This window comes from Halobacillus ihumii, assembly GCF_902726645.1.
Classification (GTDB): Bacteria; Bacillota; Bacilli; order Bacillales; family Halobacillaceae; genus Halobacillus_A; species Halobacillus_A ihumii.
In genome coordinates this window covers 872,000-891,697 of the sequence record NZ_CACVAO010000001.1, presented here as the reverse complement: position 1 = coordinate 891,697, position 19,698 = coordinate 872,000, and the positions used below count along the sequence as shown (strand labels likewise).

Below are 19,698 nucleotides of genomic sequence, written 5' to 3'. Positions count from 1 at the left end.
TCTAACCATTTTCCACATCAAGCAAGTCGTCTTTAATTTTAGACGTTGAAATCCCTACAGTACGTGGAAGATAAACAACCTCACAGTGATCCTTCAAATGATCAAATTTACCTTTCCAGTCATCTCCCATAACAAAAACATCGATGTTATGATCCTGAACGTCATTTACTTTTTGCTCCCAATTATCTTCAGGGATGACCTCATCAACATAGCGAATGGCTTCTAAGATCATTTTGCGGTTTTCAAAACTGTGATAAGCTTCTTTATTTTTAATAGCATTAAATTCGTCTGAAGAGATGGCTACAATCAAGTAATCTCCTAGATCTGCAGCTCGCTTCAGTAGATTTATATGTCCCCAATGCAACAAATCAAATGTTCCATAAGTGATTACCTTCTTCATTACATTATTCCTCCTAAGATTTATAAACACCTGTACTCTAATAGAAACATATGCTTACAACTTACTATTATAATAACCTATTTTTACATGGCGTTAACATCAACTTAACAATTTATTTAAAATTAATCCTAAAAATCCCTATAATTCGACCGATATTAAAAAGGTACATCGGTAATATTTTAACTGTTTCATCTTTGGAACACAAGCCTTACCTACATGTACCAATGATTAACATCGTTAATTGTGGAATATTTGGAAAAACTTAAGAATATAGTCGAAAATAGTCTTATATTTTATAAGAATTTCTTGTATAATTATCGATGTTTGATTAATTACTATTGGAGGTGCTAATGATAGTTTCAAAGTTAAAATTGAATATGAAAGTATCCTTGTTTTTGGCTCTTATAATCATCTTAATTCCTCTAATGGGGAAGCCAGTTAAGGCAGCAGAAAGTAATTGGTCAGGGGATTTTTATAATAATAGATCCCTAACTGGTACTCCTATACCGGCTAGCTATGAGAGCTTGTACTTTAATTGGGGTAATAGTGCTCCGGCAAAGGGTGTAAACGCCAATAACTTCAGTGCTAAGTTTCAAAAGCAAATCACAACGGATGGGAAAACGGGGTATTTTCTCCATACATATGCTGATGATGGCATTCGTTTGTCTGTCGATGGTCAGGAGAAAATTGATAGGTGGGAGCTTTCCGCTGGAGTCATGGACAAAGCATTACTTCCAAATCTTAGTGCAGGGACTCATACGATCACCTCGGAGTATTTCGAAGCAAGTGGTGCAGCAAATTACTTCTCAGAAATTCAGCCGTTTGGAGATTGGGTTTCATATTATTACAATAATACTTCGTTAAGTGGTGACCCGGTTTATGGCGAAGCTATATCATCTAACAAAAAAGGTACTCTTTCATTGGACTATGGATACAACTCGCCTTCTTCTCGAGTGAATAAGAATAACTTTTCAGGTGAATTTCATACAGCTATGAAGCTAGAAGAAGGAGAATATATTATTTCCCTAGGTGCAGATGATGGCGTACGAGTGTTTATTGATAATAAACTAGTCATAAATAATTGGAATCCACAAGCATTCTCGAGTGATAGGTTTAAAATCAGTGTGAAGGACTCGAAAGAAAATGGAAATATCCATTGGATAAGAGTTGAATACTTTGATAAATCCAGTGTTGGTAAACTTAGCTTTTCTATTAATCCTATTAAAAAGGAATTATCTACTAGCTCTTGGATGAATACTTATTATAAGAATGACAACATAGCAGGCCCGGCTAAGACCTATGGGGGTAAGAAAGCTAGTATTGGAGAAATCTATTATAACTTTCGTTCTGGTGAGCCTATTTATGGGTATCCTAAAGATTACTTTTCAGCTTCTTACTACAAATTGTTAGAAGGAAACAAAGATTACTTTGTGCAAACCTATGCTGACGATGGTGTGAAGGCCTCAATTAATGGTAAAGAAATAATGAATCGTTGGGGTAATTCAGCTGGGGAAATTAACATGAGCCATATAACAAACTTGAATTCGGGTAATCATGTTTTGCGGGTAGATTATAGAGAAGCAACAGGCGCTGCTGAAGTATTAGTTAATGCCGTCCCTTTCGGGGATTGGGAAGCCTACTACTATAATAATACTGGGCTGGAAGGTATGCCTGTATCTAGAGAAGTTATTAGATCTAACAATAATACCTTTTCTGTAGACTATGGCTACGGAAGCCCCGACTCTAATGTTAAGTCAAATGAATTTTCTGCAAGGTATGTTACGACAAAAAAGCTACCTGCAGGTGATTATATCTTACGTACAAGGGCTGATGATGGAGTTAGAGTGTATATTGACAAGGAGTTAGTTGTTGATAAATGGGAGACAAGTACCTTCGGTGAAAAAGATACTAGACTAATCAAAATACGAGATAATGCCGAAGGAAATGTACATGATATCCGTATAGAATATTTTGATGAAGTTAGTGTAGGCAAAGTTGAATTTTCTCTTTCATCTGTTAACGAGGAATCCACTGTAAATAATTGGCTAGGTGTCTATTATTCCAAACCTAACTTTACAGGTGAAACATCTGTCGAGGGTGGAAAGCTATCAGAACATAAAGTGAAAGATATTTTTTATAATTGGGGTAGTGGAGCACCCGGAGATGGGTTTCCAAAAGACAATTTTTCATCCAAATTCTACAGAAAACTGGAACAAGGAAAAAGTTACTTTGCACATGCCTATTCTAATGATAGTGTCCGAGTAAGAGCTGGGAATCAATTAGTGATTGATGATTGGCAAAGCACAACAGGTAATATTTCCTCTGGTTTAATACCTTCTGTGGGCAAAAGTAATGATCTTTTAGAGGTTGCATATAAAGAAGGGACTGGGAACGCCTCACTTATTGCAGACATAGTAGAAACAGGGAATTGGATTGCTTATTACTTCAATAATCCTGATATAAAGGGAGCCCCAGTCGATAAAGAGATTATTAGGAATTACAATGGTAATTTATCCTTCGACTTTGGTTATGGGAGCCCTTCTGAAGCCGTAAACAATAATGATTTCTCAGCTATTTATACAACCTATGCGAAATTAGAGCCTGGTAATTATATTTTGCGTACAAATGCAGACGATGGTATTAGAGTTTACTTAAATGGAGAGCTAGTTTCAGATTCCTGGGAATTAAGTAAGTATGGAGAGCAGACTACGCATGAAGTAAATGTTAGTGGAAACAAATTCCACAAGATACAAGTTGAGTATTTTGATAAAAGTAGTATTAGCAAGTTTGATTTTTCATTTCAACCAATAAATAATGAAATACCTAGAGGTGAGTGGCTAGGCTTATATTATAATAATCCTGATTTTTCTGGTGTTCCTATAAGCGAAGGTGGAAAATATTCTACTAATTCACTCCCGAGGGTTTCGAATTATTGGGGGATGGATTCACCTATACCAGGTACAAATAACAACTATTTTTCAGCAAAATATAAGACGAAGATCGATGGGGATAGAGACTATTTTATTTCAGCATTTGCGGATGATAGTTTGGAAGTTTTTGTGAATGACAATAGAGTTATCAACCAAACTACTTTTACAGGTGAGCCTGTGAAGGCATTGTTACCTAACTTACCTAACGGAGAGCATACCGTAACAGCAAATTATATCGAAAAGTCTAGTGCAGCTGTTCTGTATAATGACGTGGTACCTTTTGGTCAATGGGTATCTTATTACTACAATAATACCAATTTGAATGGACATCCTATCAATTCAAAGGTTATACCATCTAACTCTGAAAATGGGTTCTCTGAGAACTTTGGGTACGGCACACCGATGGAAAGAGTTTCTAGTAACCAGTTTTCTGCAAGGTATGTTACTGCAAAGAGACTGGACCCTGGTAGCTACATTCTAGAAACCAAGGTAGATGATGGAGTTCAAGTTCTGGTGGATGGTGAGGTTGTAGTAGACCACTGGGAGACAAATAATGGAAAGTTGGACAGGACTAGAATAGACCTACAAAACACATCAAATGGAAATATTCATTGGATAGAAGTAAGGTATTTCGATGAAAGTAGTGTAGGTAATATAGACTTTTCTATAGTTCCCTATGATCAATCAACGTTGATCTCATCTGAAAGTTGGTTAGCTGAGTATTTCAATGGTGTAATAAACCCAGAGGAACCTAGCTCCTCAACTGGACTATCTTATATTTTCGGGGGACAACATGCTCAGAATAATATCAATTCAATTAATTTTGATTGGAGCGAAGGTTCTCCGTACAAAGGTGTTAACTCAAACTACTTTTCTGGGGTGTTTACCAAGGTTATAAATATACCTGAATCTGCAGAGTATGAGTTTGAAGTACAGGCTGATGATGGAGTTATTCTAAAAGTTGATGATAAAGTGATTATTGACTCATGGAAAGCCAGCAATAATTCTGCAAGGACTAAGAGGGTTTCTTTGTCCAAAGGAAATCACAAAGTTCAAATTAAGTATTTTGAAAAAACTGGGGCTGCATCACTAAAGTTTGACTTCAAGGTTGTTAAAAAGAAGGAAGTAAATACAACATATAAAAGTTATGCTATTAGTCTAGAAGAAATGGCCAACATTCAAATGACTGCAACTCCTCAAACCGATAAGAGATACAAGCTATGGTTAAGAGAAGATGGCTTAACTGATATTTCCGGAGGAGAAGGAACGGTCACAGGCGGTGTTTGGAATTTACGGAGAGGTCCGTATACGAGTTATAGGGTTGGTGATCAAGTCTCCACTGGAACAAGGTTGCCATTATACTCAAGTACGAAGGGTCCAGACGGATATACATGGTATCACGTTAAAAATACTAGTGGTTGGGTCATTCCTAGCAAGGGAGACCTAGTATACTATTTAAACCCTAATAATTTTATTGGTAATTTTAAAGATTCTTTACAATTTGCGAAGTTGTCTATGTCATCTGACATTAATCCAAAAGAGGTTAATAATAAAATTCTAAATGGGAAAGGGATACTAGAAGGTAAAGCGGAAGCTTTTGTAGAAGGTGGCAAGGAGCATGGGGTGAACGAGATTTACTTAATATCTCATGCACTTTTAGAAACTGGAAATGGAAAATCCGCCTTGGCAACAGGAGTATCCTACAATGATAAAATAGTTTATAATATGTATGGAATAGGTGCCTATGACAGTTGTCCACTTTCTTGTGGGGCAAAGTATGCCTATGACGCTGGATGGTTTACACCTGAAGCAGCTATTAAAGGAGGTGCTGCCTTTATTGGAGAGGGTTATGTTAATAAAGGTCAGGACACTTTGTATAAGATGAGATGGGATCCAGAGTTTGCTGCTAAGAATGGTAGGTTCGGTCATCAATATGCGACAGATATAGGATGGGCAAGTAAACAAACATGGAAAATGGAGCAAATTTACAATTTGTTAGAATCTTATTCCATAACATTAGAAATCCCAAGATATAAATAAATGAAACAAAACCCTGATATTCAGGGTTTTGTTTCATTTATATTGGAAATAGAAAAATTAGAGAGTTTAGGAGGGTTTAGGTGAGAAAATTTTATTTTGTAATGGCATATCTTCACGAAGTAGGGGGAATGATGAATGCGGTTTATTCAAGAAGTAGGGTATTTTCTTCCCTCAATGAAGAAAACAACATCTTAACTTTCAGATACACAAATAGAGCATCATTATTTTTGAAAGAAAGTTCTTTAAAAAGTGAGGGGATATTAGGGCAAAATACAAACATTTTAAATATGTACAAAGACTATTACGCTAAAATAAAAGGAAATCATACTTTCGAATACCAAGAACAAATACCAAACTTCTACGAGGTATTTACGGAGGTAAAAGAAGTAAAAGGAAGAAATGCTCTAAAATGTTATATGGATGGAGCGTATAAGTGTTTTGTTAGTTATGAACACGATAATGGTGCTTTAAAATTTATTGATTATGTAAATCTTAATTCGAAGAAACTATGCAGAAAAAGTTATGATATTCATGGAAAACTTCATCTAGTTCAATATTATAATGATAAAAATCATAAGTTAGCTATACTGGAAGAGTTTATCAATGAAAATGGAAAATGTTATATGAAGAAGATATTCCAGATTGAAAATAATAAAAGAACAATTCAAAGTATACAGTGGTATAGTGACGAAGGAGTGCTCTTCTTTAGTAATGAAACTGAGTTAAGACAGTTTTGGATTAAAGAGCTTCTCAAGGATAATAGCAATGAACATCATTTTATTATAGAAAATAGGGCACAAGATAATGTAATCCTTCCAATTAAAGACAAACAAAATTTTCACAAACATATTTTTATGCATACCAATCATTTGAAGTCACCTTATAAAAACCTTAGAGAGGTGAAGTTCAAAACGATAGAGAAGTATCTTGATAGTATAGAGAGAATATTTTTCTTAACAGATGAACAAAAAAATGATTTTGATGAAATACACAATAGTTCCCATAAAACATATGTTGTACCTCATTATTTTGAACCTGAAAATTGTAATGAAGAGAGAAATAATAAGACAATACTTATAATGTCCAGGTTATCCAAAGAAAAAAGAATTGACCATATAGTAAAAGCATTCTCACTAGTTAAAAAACGAGATTCCGAAGTAAGGCTGATGATTTGCGGAAGTGGTACAGAAGAAGAGTATTTAAAGAAATTAACAGTTGATTTAGGTATTGCCGATTCTGTGATTTTTAAAGGTTATGTAAAAAATATAAAAAGCTTATATTGTAGAAGTACATTATCAGTAATTACTTCTGAATATGAAGGGTTTTGTTTAAGTATCTTAGAGTCTCTGTCTTATGGGTGCCCAGTAATCAGTTATGATTTTAAGTATGGCCCATCTTACTTAATCAAGCATAACTACAGTGGTAAATTGGTAAAGGATGGTGACATAGAAGAATTGAGCAATCAAATAATTGAAGTAATTGAAAATAGAAGGTTGAGAAAAAAGATGGTGAAGGGAGCTTTTAAAACCCAAAAAAGGTTTTCATATGATTCTCATTTTAAAATTTGGAAGAAGTTATTGAATACTGAATAGAAATAATAAGAAAAACAGCTAGCAATTAATAGCTAGCTGTTTTTCTATATGTTAAGACTTTTTTTTATTAATAATATCATTAAGTGATTCTATCCATTTCTTCTTATATAATTCCTTACTATAGTTTTGATCTATAAAATCAGCGGCATTTTCCCCAGTCCTTCTAGCAGCTTCGGGGTTTTTAAATAGTTCAATCATTTTTCTTGAGAGTTCGCTAGTTGAGCCATTTTCAACCAGGAAACCAGTTTCGTTATTGGAGATTAACTCGTTAGGTCCATACCTAATATTATAGCTAATAACTGGTGTTTTATTAACCATACTTTCAAGAACGGATAGAGCAAAGCCCTCACTTTTAGAGGTTAATACAGAAAATAAGGCACTTTTATATATTTTATCAGGCTCATGTGTGTATCCTTTTATCTCTATACTGTCCTGAAGCCCCAGTTCATTAATCAACTTTGTGAGATTACTTTCCTCATCACCTTTACCCCAAATTTCTAATTTTGCGTCAGGTACATCATTTACAACTTCTTTAAATGCATATATGGCATGGTCTATTCGCTTAAGTGTAGATAATCTACTAATAATGACAGCTTTTTTTTCATCTTGATTTTTCCGGTAAGGTAATGAGTTAAGTAAAGACTTCTTTTTCTTTTGTTCGTGAAAGTGTGGCACCACATAAAATAATGAGTTATTACCAAACCTTTCTATAAGATCTACTCTTTGTTGGTTTGTTAACAATAATACACCATCAAAATTCGTTAAATACTTAACTCCAGTTTTGACTTTTTTGGTTATTGGCGCATCAACACTAAATGGCTTATCTAAATGAGAACTGTGTAACCTCCAAATTTTAATAGCATCTTTATTTTGGAATGTTGCTAATAATTCATCAGTTGACCTTGTATCAGTAACTATAATTGGATGACGTTTACCGGAAATACATCTTTGGAGCCAACTTTGTTTAAAGGAAATATCCCCCGCTGCACCGGTGTAAACTTTTTCAATTTCTCCATTGTTTTGGAAAATGTTTATTCTTTGTATTTTCCCGCTAGATGTGGTCCAAATTGAAAGGTAGGCTGTTCCGCCTTTATTAAAATGGATAGTTTGTCTGGGCTTATTGTTCTCGTAGTCCATATATAGAATCCTTCTTATATTGCCAATAAGGTCGTATTCAACTCGTTTTGTTCTATAACGATTTTCGTTAAAATAGTCAATGAACTTAAGGGAGTCATCCTCGTTTAGAGCAATATATTTAACATAAAGTCCATTTTTATAGACTCTGAATGCATTATAGCCATCTCTCTTATCTAAATTTCCTCCATCGGCTAAATTACTTAAAGAAGCCTCTTTTGGAGAAGCTGGGGTTAATCTTTCATTTTCACTCATTTCTTCCATATCTTCGTATATGTTTCTAATTTTAACAGCAGGATTAATCTTTCCTAGGTCTAGTAACTTCTTTCGAATTTTTGGATAGTTTAAGTTATAGTTGAAGGTAAGCATGTGTACATCATAGCCCATTTCAGCGAATGTGGAAGCTTGTTTTAGGGAAGCCCTGGTTAGTCCTCCTTTAACTACATCAATGGAGTTCATTAAAAAATATATCGGTTGGTTCTTGTCCACGAAAACACCTTCTTTTCTATTATGAGTTATCATTAAATAATATTTTATCACTAGATGGTTCATGTATCATATAGTAAGATAGAGTATAGCATTTTTCACTTTAAATAAAAACGTGTCTCCCTCAAACATAGCGACAAACGAAATTATCAAGGTATTAAATAAGGAGAATGTTATGAAATCAAATAATAAACAAGAGCCGTGTGTTGTAGATATTAAAATTCATGAAAATCAGAAAATGTCTATTTTTATACCTATAGATACAAAGGATCGTAACAATCGCTTAATTCTAGTTAATAGAAATAATCAGGAAGAAATCAGTTTGCCAATAAAAATTAAGTATGTTAACGGTGAAACCCAACTTCTTTATAGTGTTTTAGACTATTTTGACTTAAAAGGAATATTGCTTAATGGAGAGTTTTGGGATTTATACTTACAAAATAGTAAAGGCACTCAGAGGGTGATTTGTAAGAACAATTCAATTGAATTTGTAAGAATAAACGGAGAAGCAGGCACATTTCATGCTTATATTACAAAAAAAGGGAACATTTCCTTTAAGCATAGCGAGGTGGAACTGTTTGCTGGTGTGAATAATGTGGAATTTCAAAATGATGGAGTTTTGATCGTAGAAGGGCTAATAGAAAAGATAGATCTTAAAAGGGTGCATGAGAAATATCTGGCTATAACGGATGTTTCGAATAACGAAAGTCGTTTACCTATAGACATTACTGAAAGAACAGGTAAGCAATTTGACACTTTTCAAGCTCAATTGAAACTTGATAAAAAGTATATTGAATCGTTACCTAACTCATTAAAATTCACCCTTGGTGTAGAGTTCACAGAAGAGGAAACAGTTATAGTAAAAGAAAGTCCACGACTTAAGTACCATGGAGCCATTAAGTTTGAAGATACATTCACGTTTAATAATGAAGATACAAAACTTAAAGTAACTATTAAACCAACTAAGAAAAAAAGGTATTTATCAGTTAAAATATTGGAGGATAACCCTCTAAAGGAAACTGCTGACAAGCTTGAGTTAAAAGTAGTGAAAATGAGAAGAGGTAAAAGAGCATTAAAGCTTTATAAACATATATTTAATATTGCAAGCTTACTTCCTAAGAAAAAGAATTTAGTTGTTTTCGAAAGCTTTCACGGTAAACAGTATAGCGATAGTCCTCGGGCGGTTTACGAATATATGAAGGTGAACGAGCCTGAATATCAATTGATTTGGAGTGCAGATAGAAGATATTATAGCGACCTTAAATCCAAGGGTCTTCCTGTTGTAAGGCGCTTTTCAGTAAAATGGCTAATAGTAATGACTAGAGCTAAATACTGGGTTACAAATACCCGACTTCCGAATTGGATACCAAAGCCAAGAGGGACCGAGTATTTACAAACATGGCATGGCACACCTTTAAAACGCTTAGCAGTTGATATGGAAGAGGTCCATATGCCTGGAACTAATACGTTTAAATATAAAAGTAACTTTATTAAAGAAACTGCTAAATGGGATTATTTAGTGGCACCTAATCAATACTCCAGTGAGATATTTGAACGAGCATTCTTATTTAATGGAAAAATGATTGAGTCAGGTTACCCAAGAAACGATTATTTAATTCAAGAGGATAATAAGGAAACGATTCACGAATTGAAAAAATCTTTAAACATACCGACTGATAAAAAAGTCATTTTATATGCTCCAACTTGGAGAGACAATCAATTTTATCAAAAAGGAAAATACAAGTTCGATTTGAGTCTGGATTTAGATCATATGAAGAAAGAACTAGGTGAAGAATATGTAGTCGTTCTTCGGATGCATTATTTAATTGCTGAAAACTTCGACCTTGGGCCGTATGAAGGTTTTGCCTACGATCTTTCTAAGCATGAAGATATAAGGGATTTGTATTTAATTTCTGATATATTAATCACAGATTATTCTTCTGTTTTCTTTGATTACGCGAACTTAAGAAGACCGATTATTTTTTATGTATATGATCTTGATGAATACCGTGACAGCTTAAGAGGATTTTACCTTGATTTAGAAACAGAATCCCCAGGTCCACTGGCTAAAACAACCGATGATGTAATTTATTCCATTAAGGAATTTCAAATGAGCAATTATCTTCTTGGTGATAATTTCGAGAAGTTTTATGATCGGTTCTGTAACTGGGAAGATGGGGAATCTTCCAAAAGGGTTGTCCAGGAAGTCTTTAAAAAATAGTGGATGTTATATAATCGACGCCTTTAATTGTAAAAGGCGTCGATTATTCATTCCAAGGTGAACTTTAAGAAATATATAGTGTTGTGTTTTATGCCGGATATTAGTATAATTTGATGAGTGTTTTTGACATTTGTTTTTTAAGGAAGGGCAAAATATGAAGTCATCGATTATAGTTATTAAAGAACAAATTAAATATTTTTATTTAATACGAAGGCTATCCTTGTATGAACTTAAAAGTACAAACAATAATAATTACTTAGGAATGCTTTGGGAATTATTAAATCCTGCTATTCAAATTTCTATTTATTGGTTTGTCTTTGGAGTTGGGATCCGCGGTAACAAAGTAGGTGCAGGGGGCATGGACTTTTTCCCCTGGATGCTATCTGGTATAGTTGTTTGGTTCTTGTTTAATCAAGGTTTGATACAGGCTTCTAAATCTATCTATACCAAGATAAAAATGCTCTCAAAAATGAATTTTCCAATGAGTGTTATACCAAGTTATGTTATTTTCTCAAAATTTTATCCTCATTTATTGTTATTGGCGTTAGTTTCGGCTATTTTAACAATATTAGGTTATCCAATTAATATTTACTACCTTCAGTTACCAATATATATGGGGGCAGTACTTGCCTTGCTATATTCCCTTTCCTTAATATTGTCGACACTTTCAACGATTGTTCGTGACGTACAGATGTTCCTTCAATCAGTGTTGAGAATGTTGCTTTATCTGTCACCAATCCTTTGGGATATTACTCAGTTGGGGCAAGATTTAGCTTGGCTTAAGGTAATTATGAAGATTAATCCATTTTATTATATTGTAGAAGGCTACCGAACATCACTATTAGGTCAAGGCTGGTATTTCATTGACCATTGGCAGTATACTTTATATTTCATTGGAGTAATAGCAGGGTTGTTTATTATTGGTTCAGCTTTACACGTGAAATTCAGAAGACACTTTATTGATTTTCTATAAAACGGAAGTGATAACATGGCTAAATCAGTCATTGTAAAAGATGTTACAAAAATTTATAAGCTTTTTGAGAGTCCAAAGGAACGTTTGTTAGACCTGATTATTCCTCGGAAATCCTATGGGGAAGACTTTTATGCGCTTCAGAATGTCAGTTTTGATGTGGACGAGGGTGACATTATAGGTTTTGTTGGAGTGAATGGCTCCGGTAAATCAACTTTGTCTAATATTATTGCTGGCGTTGTCCCTGAATCTTCTGGTTCGGTAGAGGTGAAAGGACAAGCTGCCATCATTGCGGTTAATTCTGGACTGGACAATAAGTTGACAGGTCGTGAAAACATCGAGCTAAAGCTCCTTATGCTGGGCTTCAATCAACAGCAAATCAAAGAACTTGAAGACGAGATTATTGATTTTGCCGAAGTTGAAAAGTTTATTGATCAGCCAGTAAAGTCGTATTCCAGCGGGATGAAGTCACGCCTTGGTTTTGCGATCTCAGTTAACGTGGATCCTGATATTTTGCTTATTGATGAAGCCTTATCTGTAGGTGATAAAGCTTTCGCAGAAAAAAGTTTAGCGAAAATGTACGAGTTTAAAGAGAGTGGAAAGACGATGTTCTTTGTTAGTCACTCGATCGGACAGATGAAAAAGTTTTGTGAAAAAGTAGTATGGCTAGAGTACGGATCAGTTAAAGAATATGGTCCCGCCAAAGAAGTTCTTAATCACTACGAAGAGTTTTTAGAGAAGTATAAGAAAATGTCTAAAAAAGAGAAGCAGCAATATAAAGAAGAGGTTACTAGTAAGCAAAGCGGCATAAAGGCAGCAACTTAACAAAAGCACCCAAGTCCTTAACAGGAAATGGGTGCTTTCTAATTATATTTGAATGAAAAATTAGTTTCTGCAGCATTCTCAGTATCTTAGAGATATCTGTGTGAATTTGTTAAAGGTGTCGTGTGGTTAGGTATTAATTGTCGTTTTGAGACCAACCCTTTATAATATACCTGATACAACGTGCAAGGCAATAAATCAACTGTATACTTTTGTTAACTTTATATTAATTTTTGTAAAAGCATGGAAAGGTGTCTTGTCATGGAAAAAAATCAGGCGTATGTTGAAATTAAAGGAATTCCTTTTGCGAAAATAAATAATCAACAGCTGTTGAATGATCATTTATTTCCTGCCATTGCATCACATAAAAAGAAGTTTGTCGTAACAGCAAATCCAGAAATTGTGATGGCAGCGGAAGAGGATCGAGACTATAAACAAATTCTTCAGAAAGCTGATTATGTCATTGCAGATGGCATTGGTGTCGTCATAGGGTCCAAGTTACTGCGACAGCCGCTTCCCGAGCGGATCGCTGGCTATGATTTGATGCTTCAGCTGTTGGAGAAAGCGAATCATGATGGGCTTAGATGCTATTTCCTGGGAGCGAAACAGGATGTTCTGAACAAGGCTATAGCCAATATTAAAATTAAATTCCCGAATTTGGTTATTGCAGGCTCTCATCATGGTTATTTTGATATTAATGATGCTTCTATCGTTCAAGAGGTTAAGGATAGTAACCCTGACTTGATTTTTGTAGGGTTAGGGTTTCCAAATCAGGAGAAGTGGATACATCAACATTACAATCAGTTTAGTCGAGGACTTTTTATGGGAGTTGGAGGAAGTTTTGATGGGTTGGCTGGTTATTTGAAGCGGGCACCTAAGAGCTGGCAAAAGTTGAATATTGAATGGCTTTATAGATTAATTAAACAACCGTCACGCTGGAAACGGATGTTACAGCTGCCACGATTCATTTGGCATATCTTATGGAAAAAGTGACATTCTAATAACAGAGTGCGGTGGAAATTGGGGGATAAGGCTATGAAAGTTCTACATTTAAATGCGGGAAACGAAACAGGCGGTGGCATGAATCACATCTTATCCTTATTAAACGAATTGAATCACGAGGAAGTCATTTTAGGCGTTTTAGAGGATGGGGAAATGGTGCAGCGGGCTTCTGAGTCAGGAATCCCAACGGTAAATTTTAAGCAGTCTTTTCCCTTTGATCTGTCTGTTCTTTTTCAAATAAAAAGGTACATTCAGCAAGAAAATATTGATATTATTCATACACATGGACCGCGGGCGAATGTACTTCTGAGGATGCTTAAATCAAAAATTTCGATCCCCTGGGTTCTTACTCTTCATAGTGATCCCAATGATGACTTTATTGGACATGGGGTAAAGGGTGAACTGTTTATGCATCTTCATAAGCGAGCTATTCGTTCAGCAGATCATTGCCTTGCCATTTCTGAGCGTTTTCGCAAGAGGCTTTTACAAATGAACATCCCAGACCATAAAATTAGCACCATTTATAATGGGATTGATTTTTCAGTGAGACCTGAAGTAAACTTACAGAGGGAAGATCTTGGGTTTAAGAAAGATGATTTTTTAGTGGCTATGGTAGCCCGCTTTGAAGCGGTGAAGCAACATGAGTTGGCTCTAAATTCATTTGCATCCTTTCTCGAACAAAATAATGAGGCACATTTACTGCTTTTAGGTGATGGGACACTAGAAGATCAATTGAAAAGACAATGCAAAACATTGAAAATAGAAGATCATGTACATTTCTTAGGATTTAGATCTGATGTGAAAGCTGTACTTCCAATGGTTGATTTGACCCTCCTCACATCCAAAAGTGAGAGTTTTCCGCTTGTGTTATTGGAATCAGCCAGGGCAGGGGTTCCTGCTATTACAACTGATGTTGGCGGTGTCGATAAACTTATTCCTTCTAGAAAGTACGGTTGGATCGTGGAACAGCCTGAGGTTGAAGCAATTGCAGTGGCGCTAAACCAAGCCTATTCTTTAAGAAGAAGTGAGCTTGAAACGATAGGGGAAAGCTTCCGTGAATTTGCATCCAGTCGATTTTCCTTACACCATTTTGCAGCTCAAGTAAATCAGGTTTATCATTTATTTCCCGAAGTACCGACAAAAATAGAGTGCAATGGTTAAAGGTTATAAATCACGGATGACAAAGGAAAGGAGGTTCCTCCATGGAGTTCAGGGCCTTTTTATTTTGCTTGATAGCTGTTGTTTTATTAACACCTCTTGTGAAAAAATTAGCGATTTATATCGGAGCAACAGACTCTCCTGATTCTCGAAAAGTCCATAAACGCTTAATGCCGCGGTTAGGTGGATTAGCGATTTTCTTAAGCGTGTTGCTTGGAGTAAGTATATTTATGCCGGAAAATGTGTACACATGGCCGATTATGGTCGGAGCAACGATCATTGTTGCCACGGGAATCATGGACGATATTTACGGAATTGCCCCTTGGTACAAGTTAAGTGGACAAACTTTAGCAGCTGTAATTGTGATCGTAAATGGGGTAGAGGTTGAATTCATTAATCTTCCATATGGGGGTCAATTAGAATTCGGCATGTTAAGCTTCCCTATTACACTGCTTTGGATTGTTGGCATTACGAACGCTATAAACCTCGTGGACGGTTTGGACGGACTAGCTGCAGGCATCTCTGCAATTGCTTTATTGACCGTTTCAGGGATGGCCATAACCATGGGGAATTCATTTGTAATGCTGATGGGCTTAATGATGTTCGGTGCGACTTTAGGGTTTCTTGTGTTTAACTTTTACCCAGCAAAAATCTTCATGGGTGATACAGGGGCTATGTTCTTAGGCTTTATGATCGGAGTTCTTTCGTTACTTGGATTTAAAAACGTTACCCTTTTTTCTTTAGTTATCCCTATTCTCATCCTAGGTGTACCAATATCAGACACAATATTTGCGATTCTTCGTCGAGCCATGACAGGACGTCCCATAATGAAACCTGATTCTGCTCATTTACACCATTGCTTGCTAAAGCTTGGGTATAGCCATCCTGAAACCGTAATTATGATTTATACGATGAGTGCTTTATTCAGTTTATCAGCAGTGTTTTTCTCACAAGCCACATTAATAAGTTCCCTGCTCATGGGAACAATTATCCTGATTACAGTAGAGTTAATGGTTGAAATTACTGGGGCCGCCGGTGAAAGATATCGTCCCATTTTAAACAGAATAGAAGCAGCTAGAAGTAAAGAGTAAAGAAGGTCTCCTAAAACGAGATCTTTTTTGCGTTACTAGGTGATTAGACATAGAAGAAATAACTTATTTAGCTAGTCTCTATGAAAATTATATTACCATTTAGTGACATCCTCTCGGCCCTGAAGGACGGAGCTTCCTGTGAAGACCTCTCCTAGAGAGGCGGTAACGGCTCATTAAGGCGGGGAGGGGATCTCGCGACAGCCTCCGTGTTGTTCCATTTCTGGCCCGCCTTCCAACATGACCGCTATATCCCGTGCCACTCGGGACTCCCCATGCGAAGAAAAACAGGCTTGCATGTTGGAACTAGGATTATACCTAGTGGGCGCTTGGACTACCCTAAAGACCCATCTCTCGACTATTCATTAGGACGCCGCCAAGTTCGTGCTTGTTGCGATGTTTCGACTGGCATTGAGATCGGCATGAGCTTTATGACCGCATTTCTTACAGTGGAATACCTCACGCTTTCGATTGGATCGCTCCGTATGCTTACATGCGAAGCAGGTTTGGCTTGTTTGATACGGATCGATATCCACCACAGGGATGTTGACTGTAGCTGCTCGTTCTTTGATGCATTGCTTCAACTGATAAAACGCCCATGAATGAATCGTTTTATCTGCCCGTTTCATGCTGCGACAAGTTTTTCGGATATTGTCCAGTTGTTCGAGTTTAATCATGGGTTTCTCGAATTGCTGAGCAAACGTTACAATATCTTGAGCTAATTTTCGGTTGTAGTCTTTCATCCAACGGCTTTCTTTTTGACCTACGCGTTCCATAGCACGCTGTGCCTTTTTCTTTCCTAACGAACGACGTAGGGAACGAAAGTGACGTCGTTTATAGCCGACTTCTTTTCCCGAAAAGAATTGGCGTTTGCCACTTGTCGGTTCAGACAGAACCACAAGGTGTCTCAACCCTAGATCAACACCAATAGATGTGTAATCCATTAATGGTTTCGTAACGGATGGATGGCTGTTTTCTAGGTCCAAGTCAGAACTTACTTGGATGGGAATGGCGACATACCATCGTCTTCCTTTACGAAGTAATTCTATTGTTCCTCGGAACTCTCTGGTTTTGGTTGTTAAGAATGGAAAATAGCTTTGGACATCTTTTGTTTCAACCACAGGAAGGGCTTTTTTACCTTGGTTGCTTGTGAAGGCGATATACCACCTTCCGTTTTGATCGACAGTGTTCCAATTTTGGTTATTAATCTTGATGGTAAGGGAATTTCGGAATACAGGAATTGTTTTCGCTAAGCCTTTCTTAAAATCGGAAACAGCTTTCCTCGCTCGACGGATGCCTTCGTTCTTAATGGCTGATTTTAAGGGAAAGGATATATTTTTAGACGAAAGCTTTTCGCCGTTTAGGAGGCGTTCCACACAATGATTCACGCATGAGGCATAGGCAGCCTGTTCATCCATGAACTGTTTGTGTTTTTTCTTCGTTACATGCTTTAGCTTTACGAGAATCGTTTTCGTGGCCATGTTTTCACCTCCATAAACCTATTATACCAAACGTATGTTCGGATTGAAAACCTTAATGATATGTTTATTTAAAAAAGATAGATCATCGACAGCACGCCTCTCATTGAAATAGGGGGTGTACTGCCGATATTTAGTAAAATTTTGCTATAGTTCCTTCAAATCCAGACACATTGTGATATAATGTGAATATATTTTTGAATATTTTACATAAGTGGAGGTACATCTATGGAGGAAACGATTTCTCTGAAAGAAATTTTTGAAGTATTGAGAAAGAGAATTTGGATGATTATTGCAGTAACCGGGGGAGCTGCTGTCATAAGTGCGATTGTTACATTTTTTGTTTTGACGCCTACCTATCAGGCTTCAACTCAATTTATCGTGAACCAATCTGCTAGCCAGCAAGAAGAATCCCCATATGATATTAACGATATACGTACGAATGTTGAACTTATAAATACTTATAACGTTATTATTAAAAGCCCGGCTATTCTTGATCAAGTGATTCAATCATTGAACTTGGATATGTCATCTGATGTGTTAAGTAACAAAATTCAAGTGGCGAGTGCAGAACAATCTCAAGTAGTTACAGTGACTGTCACAGATGAAAGCCGTTCTATGGCTGTAGAATTAGCTAATAGCACGGTAGAAACGTTTCAGGAAACTATCCCGGATTTAATGAGCGTTAATAATGTCAATATCCTATCTCCAGCTGAAGAAGTGGAAAACCCTCAACCAGTTAGTCCGAAGCCAATGCTTAATATAGCTATTGCCTTAGTAGTTGGTTTAATGGTGGGCGTCGGATTAGCTTTCTTACTTGAATACTTGGATAACACGGTTAAAACCGAGCAGGATATTGAGAAGACGTTAGGTCTTCCATTAATGGGTGTCATTTCAACTGTATCTGAAGAAGATTTAGGTCCGGAAACAATGAATAGACAGCCGAGTCGATCTTCAAAGGTAAGAGGTGAGTCCGTTGGTACGTAAGTCCAGAAAAAAGCAAGTCGCCATGAAAGCAAGGAAAATTATTGCTAACGATAACCCTAAATCTCCAATTGCTGAACAGTATCGCACGATTCGAGCCAATTTGCAGTTTGCTTCTGTGGATAAGGAACTTCAATCATTATTGATCACTTCTGCAGGACCTTCTGAAGGTAAATCGATGACCTCCGCAAACATGGCTGCCGTTTTCGCCCAACAGGGTAAGCGCGTATTGTTGGTCGATGCTGATTTAAGAAAACCTACTGTCCACCATTCATTTCGCCTAAACAACACAAAAGGTTTGAGCAACTTCTTAGTGGGACGTCAGACATTGAAAGAAACAACTCAAATTACAGCGGTTGATAACTTAGATGTATTGCCCAGTGGTCCGATCCCGCCGAATCCATCTGAACTTTTGGGCTCTAAAGCCATGCACAAGCTAATGATGGAGGCACGTCAAACTTATGATTTAATTATCCTTGATACCCCTCCAGTTCTTGCAGTGTCTGATTCACAAGTATTAGCAAGAGAAGTTGATGGAGTTATGCTGGTCGTCCGCAGTGGACAAACAGAGTTCCAGGCTGCTGAACGAGCTAAAGAATTGTTACAGCAGTCTAAAGCTAATCTCCTAGGTGTTGTATTGAATGATCGTGAGAAAAAGAATAGTAACTACTATTATTACTACGGTAATTCATAAGAGAAGCGGAGCAGCGTGCTCCGTTTCTTTTTTATTACAATTTTTTTACAATTTATTTGAAAAGGTTGTTGAATTCAGAAATTTGAATTAAGCTTACATTTATATTGTTTTTGTTGAAAGGGGTTTTAAACGTGTTTAAAGCAGATACGAAAAAAGCCAATCCTGGAAATATTGTAGAGTTTGAAAGAAACAATATAAGATTTAAAGGAGAGGTTATTCCAAGTCAGTGCCAACGATCAGTGATTGTAGACCTGACGATTATGGAAAACTTTGAAGAAATTGAGTTTGACTATGAACGAACGGTAGTGGCTCACGAAAACTATCGAATCTTATCTTGAAAAAACGATTGCTTTTTAACAATCCTGGATTATAATTAGGATAACAAACAACTTCTCCTTGCAAAAAGGCAAACTTATTGAAAAATAAGGACGCAAAGCTACGGGTCTAATGCCATCCCCGTGTTTATTACATACTCCTAGAATGGTTATGGCGGCCGGGTTGCCTGAGGGTGAATGATGGAGGGAGAGTCATTCATTGAATAAGGTAAAGAGTAAGAGGAGTTTGGACGCTGACTGGGTAGCTTTGATGAAGCAGGCTAGGGATATCGGCTTAACTAAAGAAGAAATAAGACAATTTTTTATGAAACGGTAGATCTGAATAAAAGGAGGCTTCTTACAATAGAGAAGCCTCTTTTCTGTG

At 36.4% G+C, this 19,698-nt stretch carries 15 protein-coding genes and 1 riboswitch; of the genes, 12 read left to right on the top strand and 3 right to left on the bottom strand.

Features of this window, described 5'->3' with window-relative positions; genetic code table 11:
• Position 1: 1 nt before the first annotated feature.
• Entirely contained in the window at positions 2–400 is a 399-nt protein-coding gene (gene tagD / locus G6R08_RS04675) for a glycerol-3-phosphate cytidylyltransferase (RefSeq protein WP_163526907.1), read from the bottom strand.
• Positions 401–750: 350 nt separating this feature from the next.
• On the opposite strand from tagD, the gene G6R08_RS04670 reads away from it, so the two are divergent.
• Both G6R08_RS04670 and G6R08_RS04665 read left to right on the top strand, forming a co-directional pair.
• A complete protein-coding gene (locus tag G6R08_RS04670) occupies positions 751–5,370 on the top strand; it encodes a PA14 domain-containing protein (protein WP_163526906.1) in 4,620 nt (1,539 codons plus the stop codon).
• 80 nt (positions 5,371–5,450) lie between these two features.
• A complete protein-coding gene (locus G6R08_RS04665) occupies positions 5,451–6,962 on the top strand; it encodes a glycosyltransferase (protein ID WP_163526905.1) in 1,512 nt (503 codons plus the stop codon).
• Between the two features lie 51 nt (positions 6,963–7,013).
• Here G6R08_RS04665 and G6R08_RS04660 read toward each other — a convergent pair whose 3' ends face one another.
• Positions 7,014–8,585 carry a glycosyltransferase gene (locus G6R08_RS04660; RefSeq protein ID WP_163526904.1) on the bottom strand — a complete coding sequence of 524 codons (1,572 nt, stop codon included), beginning with the start codon at positions 8,583–8,585 and terminating at the stop codon, positions 7,014–7,016.
• Between the two features lie 172 nt (positions 8,586–8,757).
• Here G6R08_RS04660 and G6R08_RS22250 point away from each other — a divergent pair, with 172 nt between their 5' ends.
• From G6R08_RS22250 to G6R08_RS04630, 6 genes are all read left to right on the top strand, one after another.
• Positions 8,758–10,803 carry a CDP-glycerol glycerophosphotransferase family protein gene (locus tag G6R08_RS22250; protein WP_163526903.1) on the top strand — a complete coding sequence of 682 codons (2,046 nt, stop codon included), beginning with the start codon at positions 8,758–8,760 and terminating at the stop codon, positions 10,801–10,803.
• Between the two features lie 154 nt (positions 10,804–10,957).
• Positions 10,958–11,776 carry an ABC transporter permease gene (locus G6R08_RS04650; RefSeq protein WP_163526902.1) on the top strand — a complete coding sequence of 273 codons (819 nt, stop codon included), beginning with the start codon at positions 10,958–10,960 and terminating at the stop codon, positions 11,774–11,776.
• 15 nt (positions 11,777–11,791) lie between these two features.
• Positions 11,792–12,598 carry a teichoic acids export ABC transporter ATP-binding subunit TagH gene (gene tagH / locus G6R08_RS04645; protein WP_163526901.1) on the top strand — a complete coding sequence of 269 codons (807 nt, stop codon included), beginning with the start codon at positions 11,792–11,794 and terminating at the stop codon, positions 12,596–12,598.
• Positions 12,599–12,856: 258 nt separating this feature from the next.
• Entirely contained in the window at positions 12,857–13,588 is a 732-nt protein-coding gene (locus G6R08_RS04640; protein ID WP_163526900.1) for a WecB/TagA/CpsF family glycosyltransferase, read from the top strand.
• Positions 13,589–13,630: 42 nt separating this feature from the next.
• Complete coding sequence (locus tag G6R08_RS04635) at positions 13,631–14,758, top strand: glycosyltransferase family 4 protein (protein WP_163526899.1); 1,128 nt, start codon at positions 13,631–13,633, stop codon at positions 14,756–14,758.
• A 41-nt stretch (positions 14,759–14,799) separates the two neighbouring features.
• The gene (locus tag G6R08_RS04630; protein ID WP_163526898.1) at positions 14,800–15,846 is read left to right on the top strand and encodes a glycosyltransferase family 4 protein; all 1,047 of its coding nucleotides are present in this window, start codon (positions 14,800–14,802) and stop codon (positions 15,844–15,846) included.
• Between the two features lie 362 nt (positions 15,847–16,208).
• Here the strand turns inward: G6R08_RS04630 and G6R08_RS04625 are convergent, their stop codons facing one another.
• A complete protein-coding gene (locus G6R08_RS04625; RefSeq protein WP_163526897.1) occupies positions 16,209–17,324 on the bottom strand; it encodes an RNA-guided endonuclease TnpB family protein in 1,116 nt (371 codons plus the stop codon).
• Between the two features lie 225 nt (positions 17,325–17,549).
• Here G6R08_RS04625 and G6R08_RS04620 point away from each other — a divergent pair, with 225 nt between their 5' ends.
• From G6R08_RS04620 to G6R08_RS04605, 4 genes are all read left to right on the top strand, one after another.
• The gene (locus tag G6R08_RS04620; protein WP_163526896.1) at positions 17,550–18,308 is read left to right on the top strand and encodes a YveK family protein; all 759 of its coding nucleotides are present in this window, start codon (positions 17,550–17,552) and stop codon (positions 18,306–18,308) included.
• Positions 18,298–18,999 (top strand): CpsD/CapB family tyrosine-protein kinase, encoded by a 702-nt coding sequence (locus tag G6R08_RS04615; protein WP_420810374.1) that lies wholly within the window; start codon positions 18,298–18,300, stop codon positions 18,997–18,999. The genes G6R08_RS04620 and G6R08_RS04615 overlap by 11 nt, the downstream gene beginning before the upstream one ends.
• A gap of 131 nt (positions 19,000–19,130) precedes the next feature.
• Complete coding sequence (locus tag G6R08_RS04610) at positions 19,131–19,337, top strand: YkvS family protein (RefSeq protein ID WP_163526895.1); 207 nt, start codon at positions 19,131–19,133, stop codon at positions 19,335–19,337.
• 57 nt (positions 19,338–19,394) lie between these two features.
• Positions 19,395–19,505, top strand: a riboswitch (cyclic di-GMP riboswitch).
• A gap of 28 nt (positions 19,506–19,533) precedes the next feature.
• Entirely contained in the window at positions 19,534–19,650 is a 117-nt protein-coding gene (locus tag G6R08_RS04605; protein ID WP_163526894.1) for an anti-repressor SinI family protein, read from the top strand.
• Positions 19,651–19,698 lie beyond the last annotated feature (48 nt).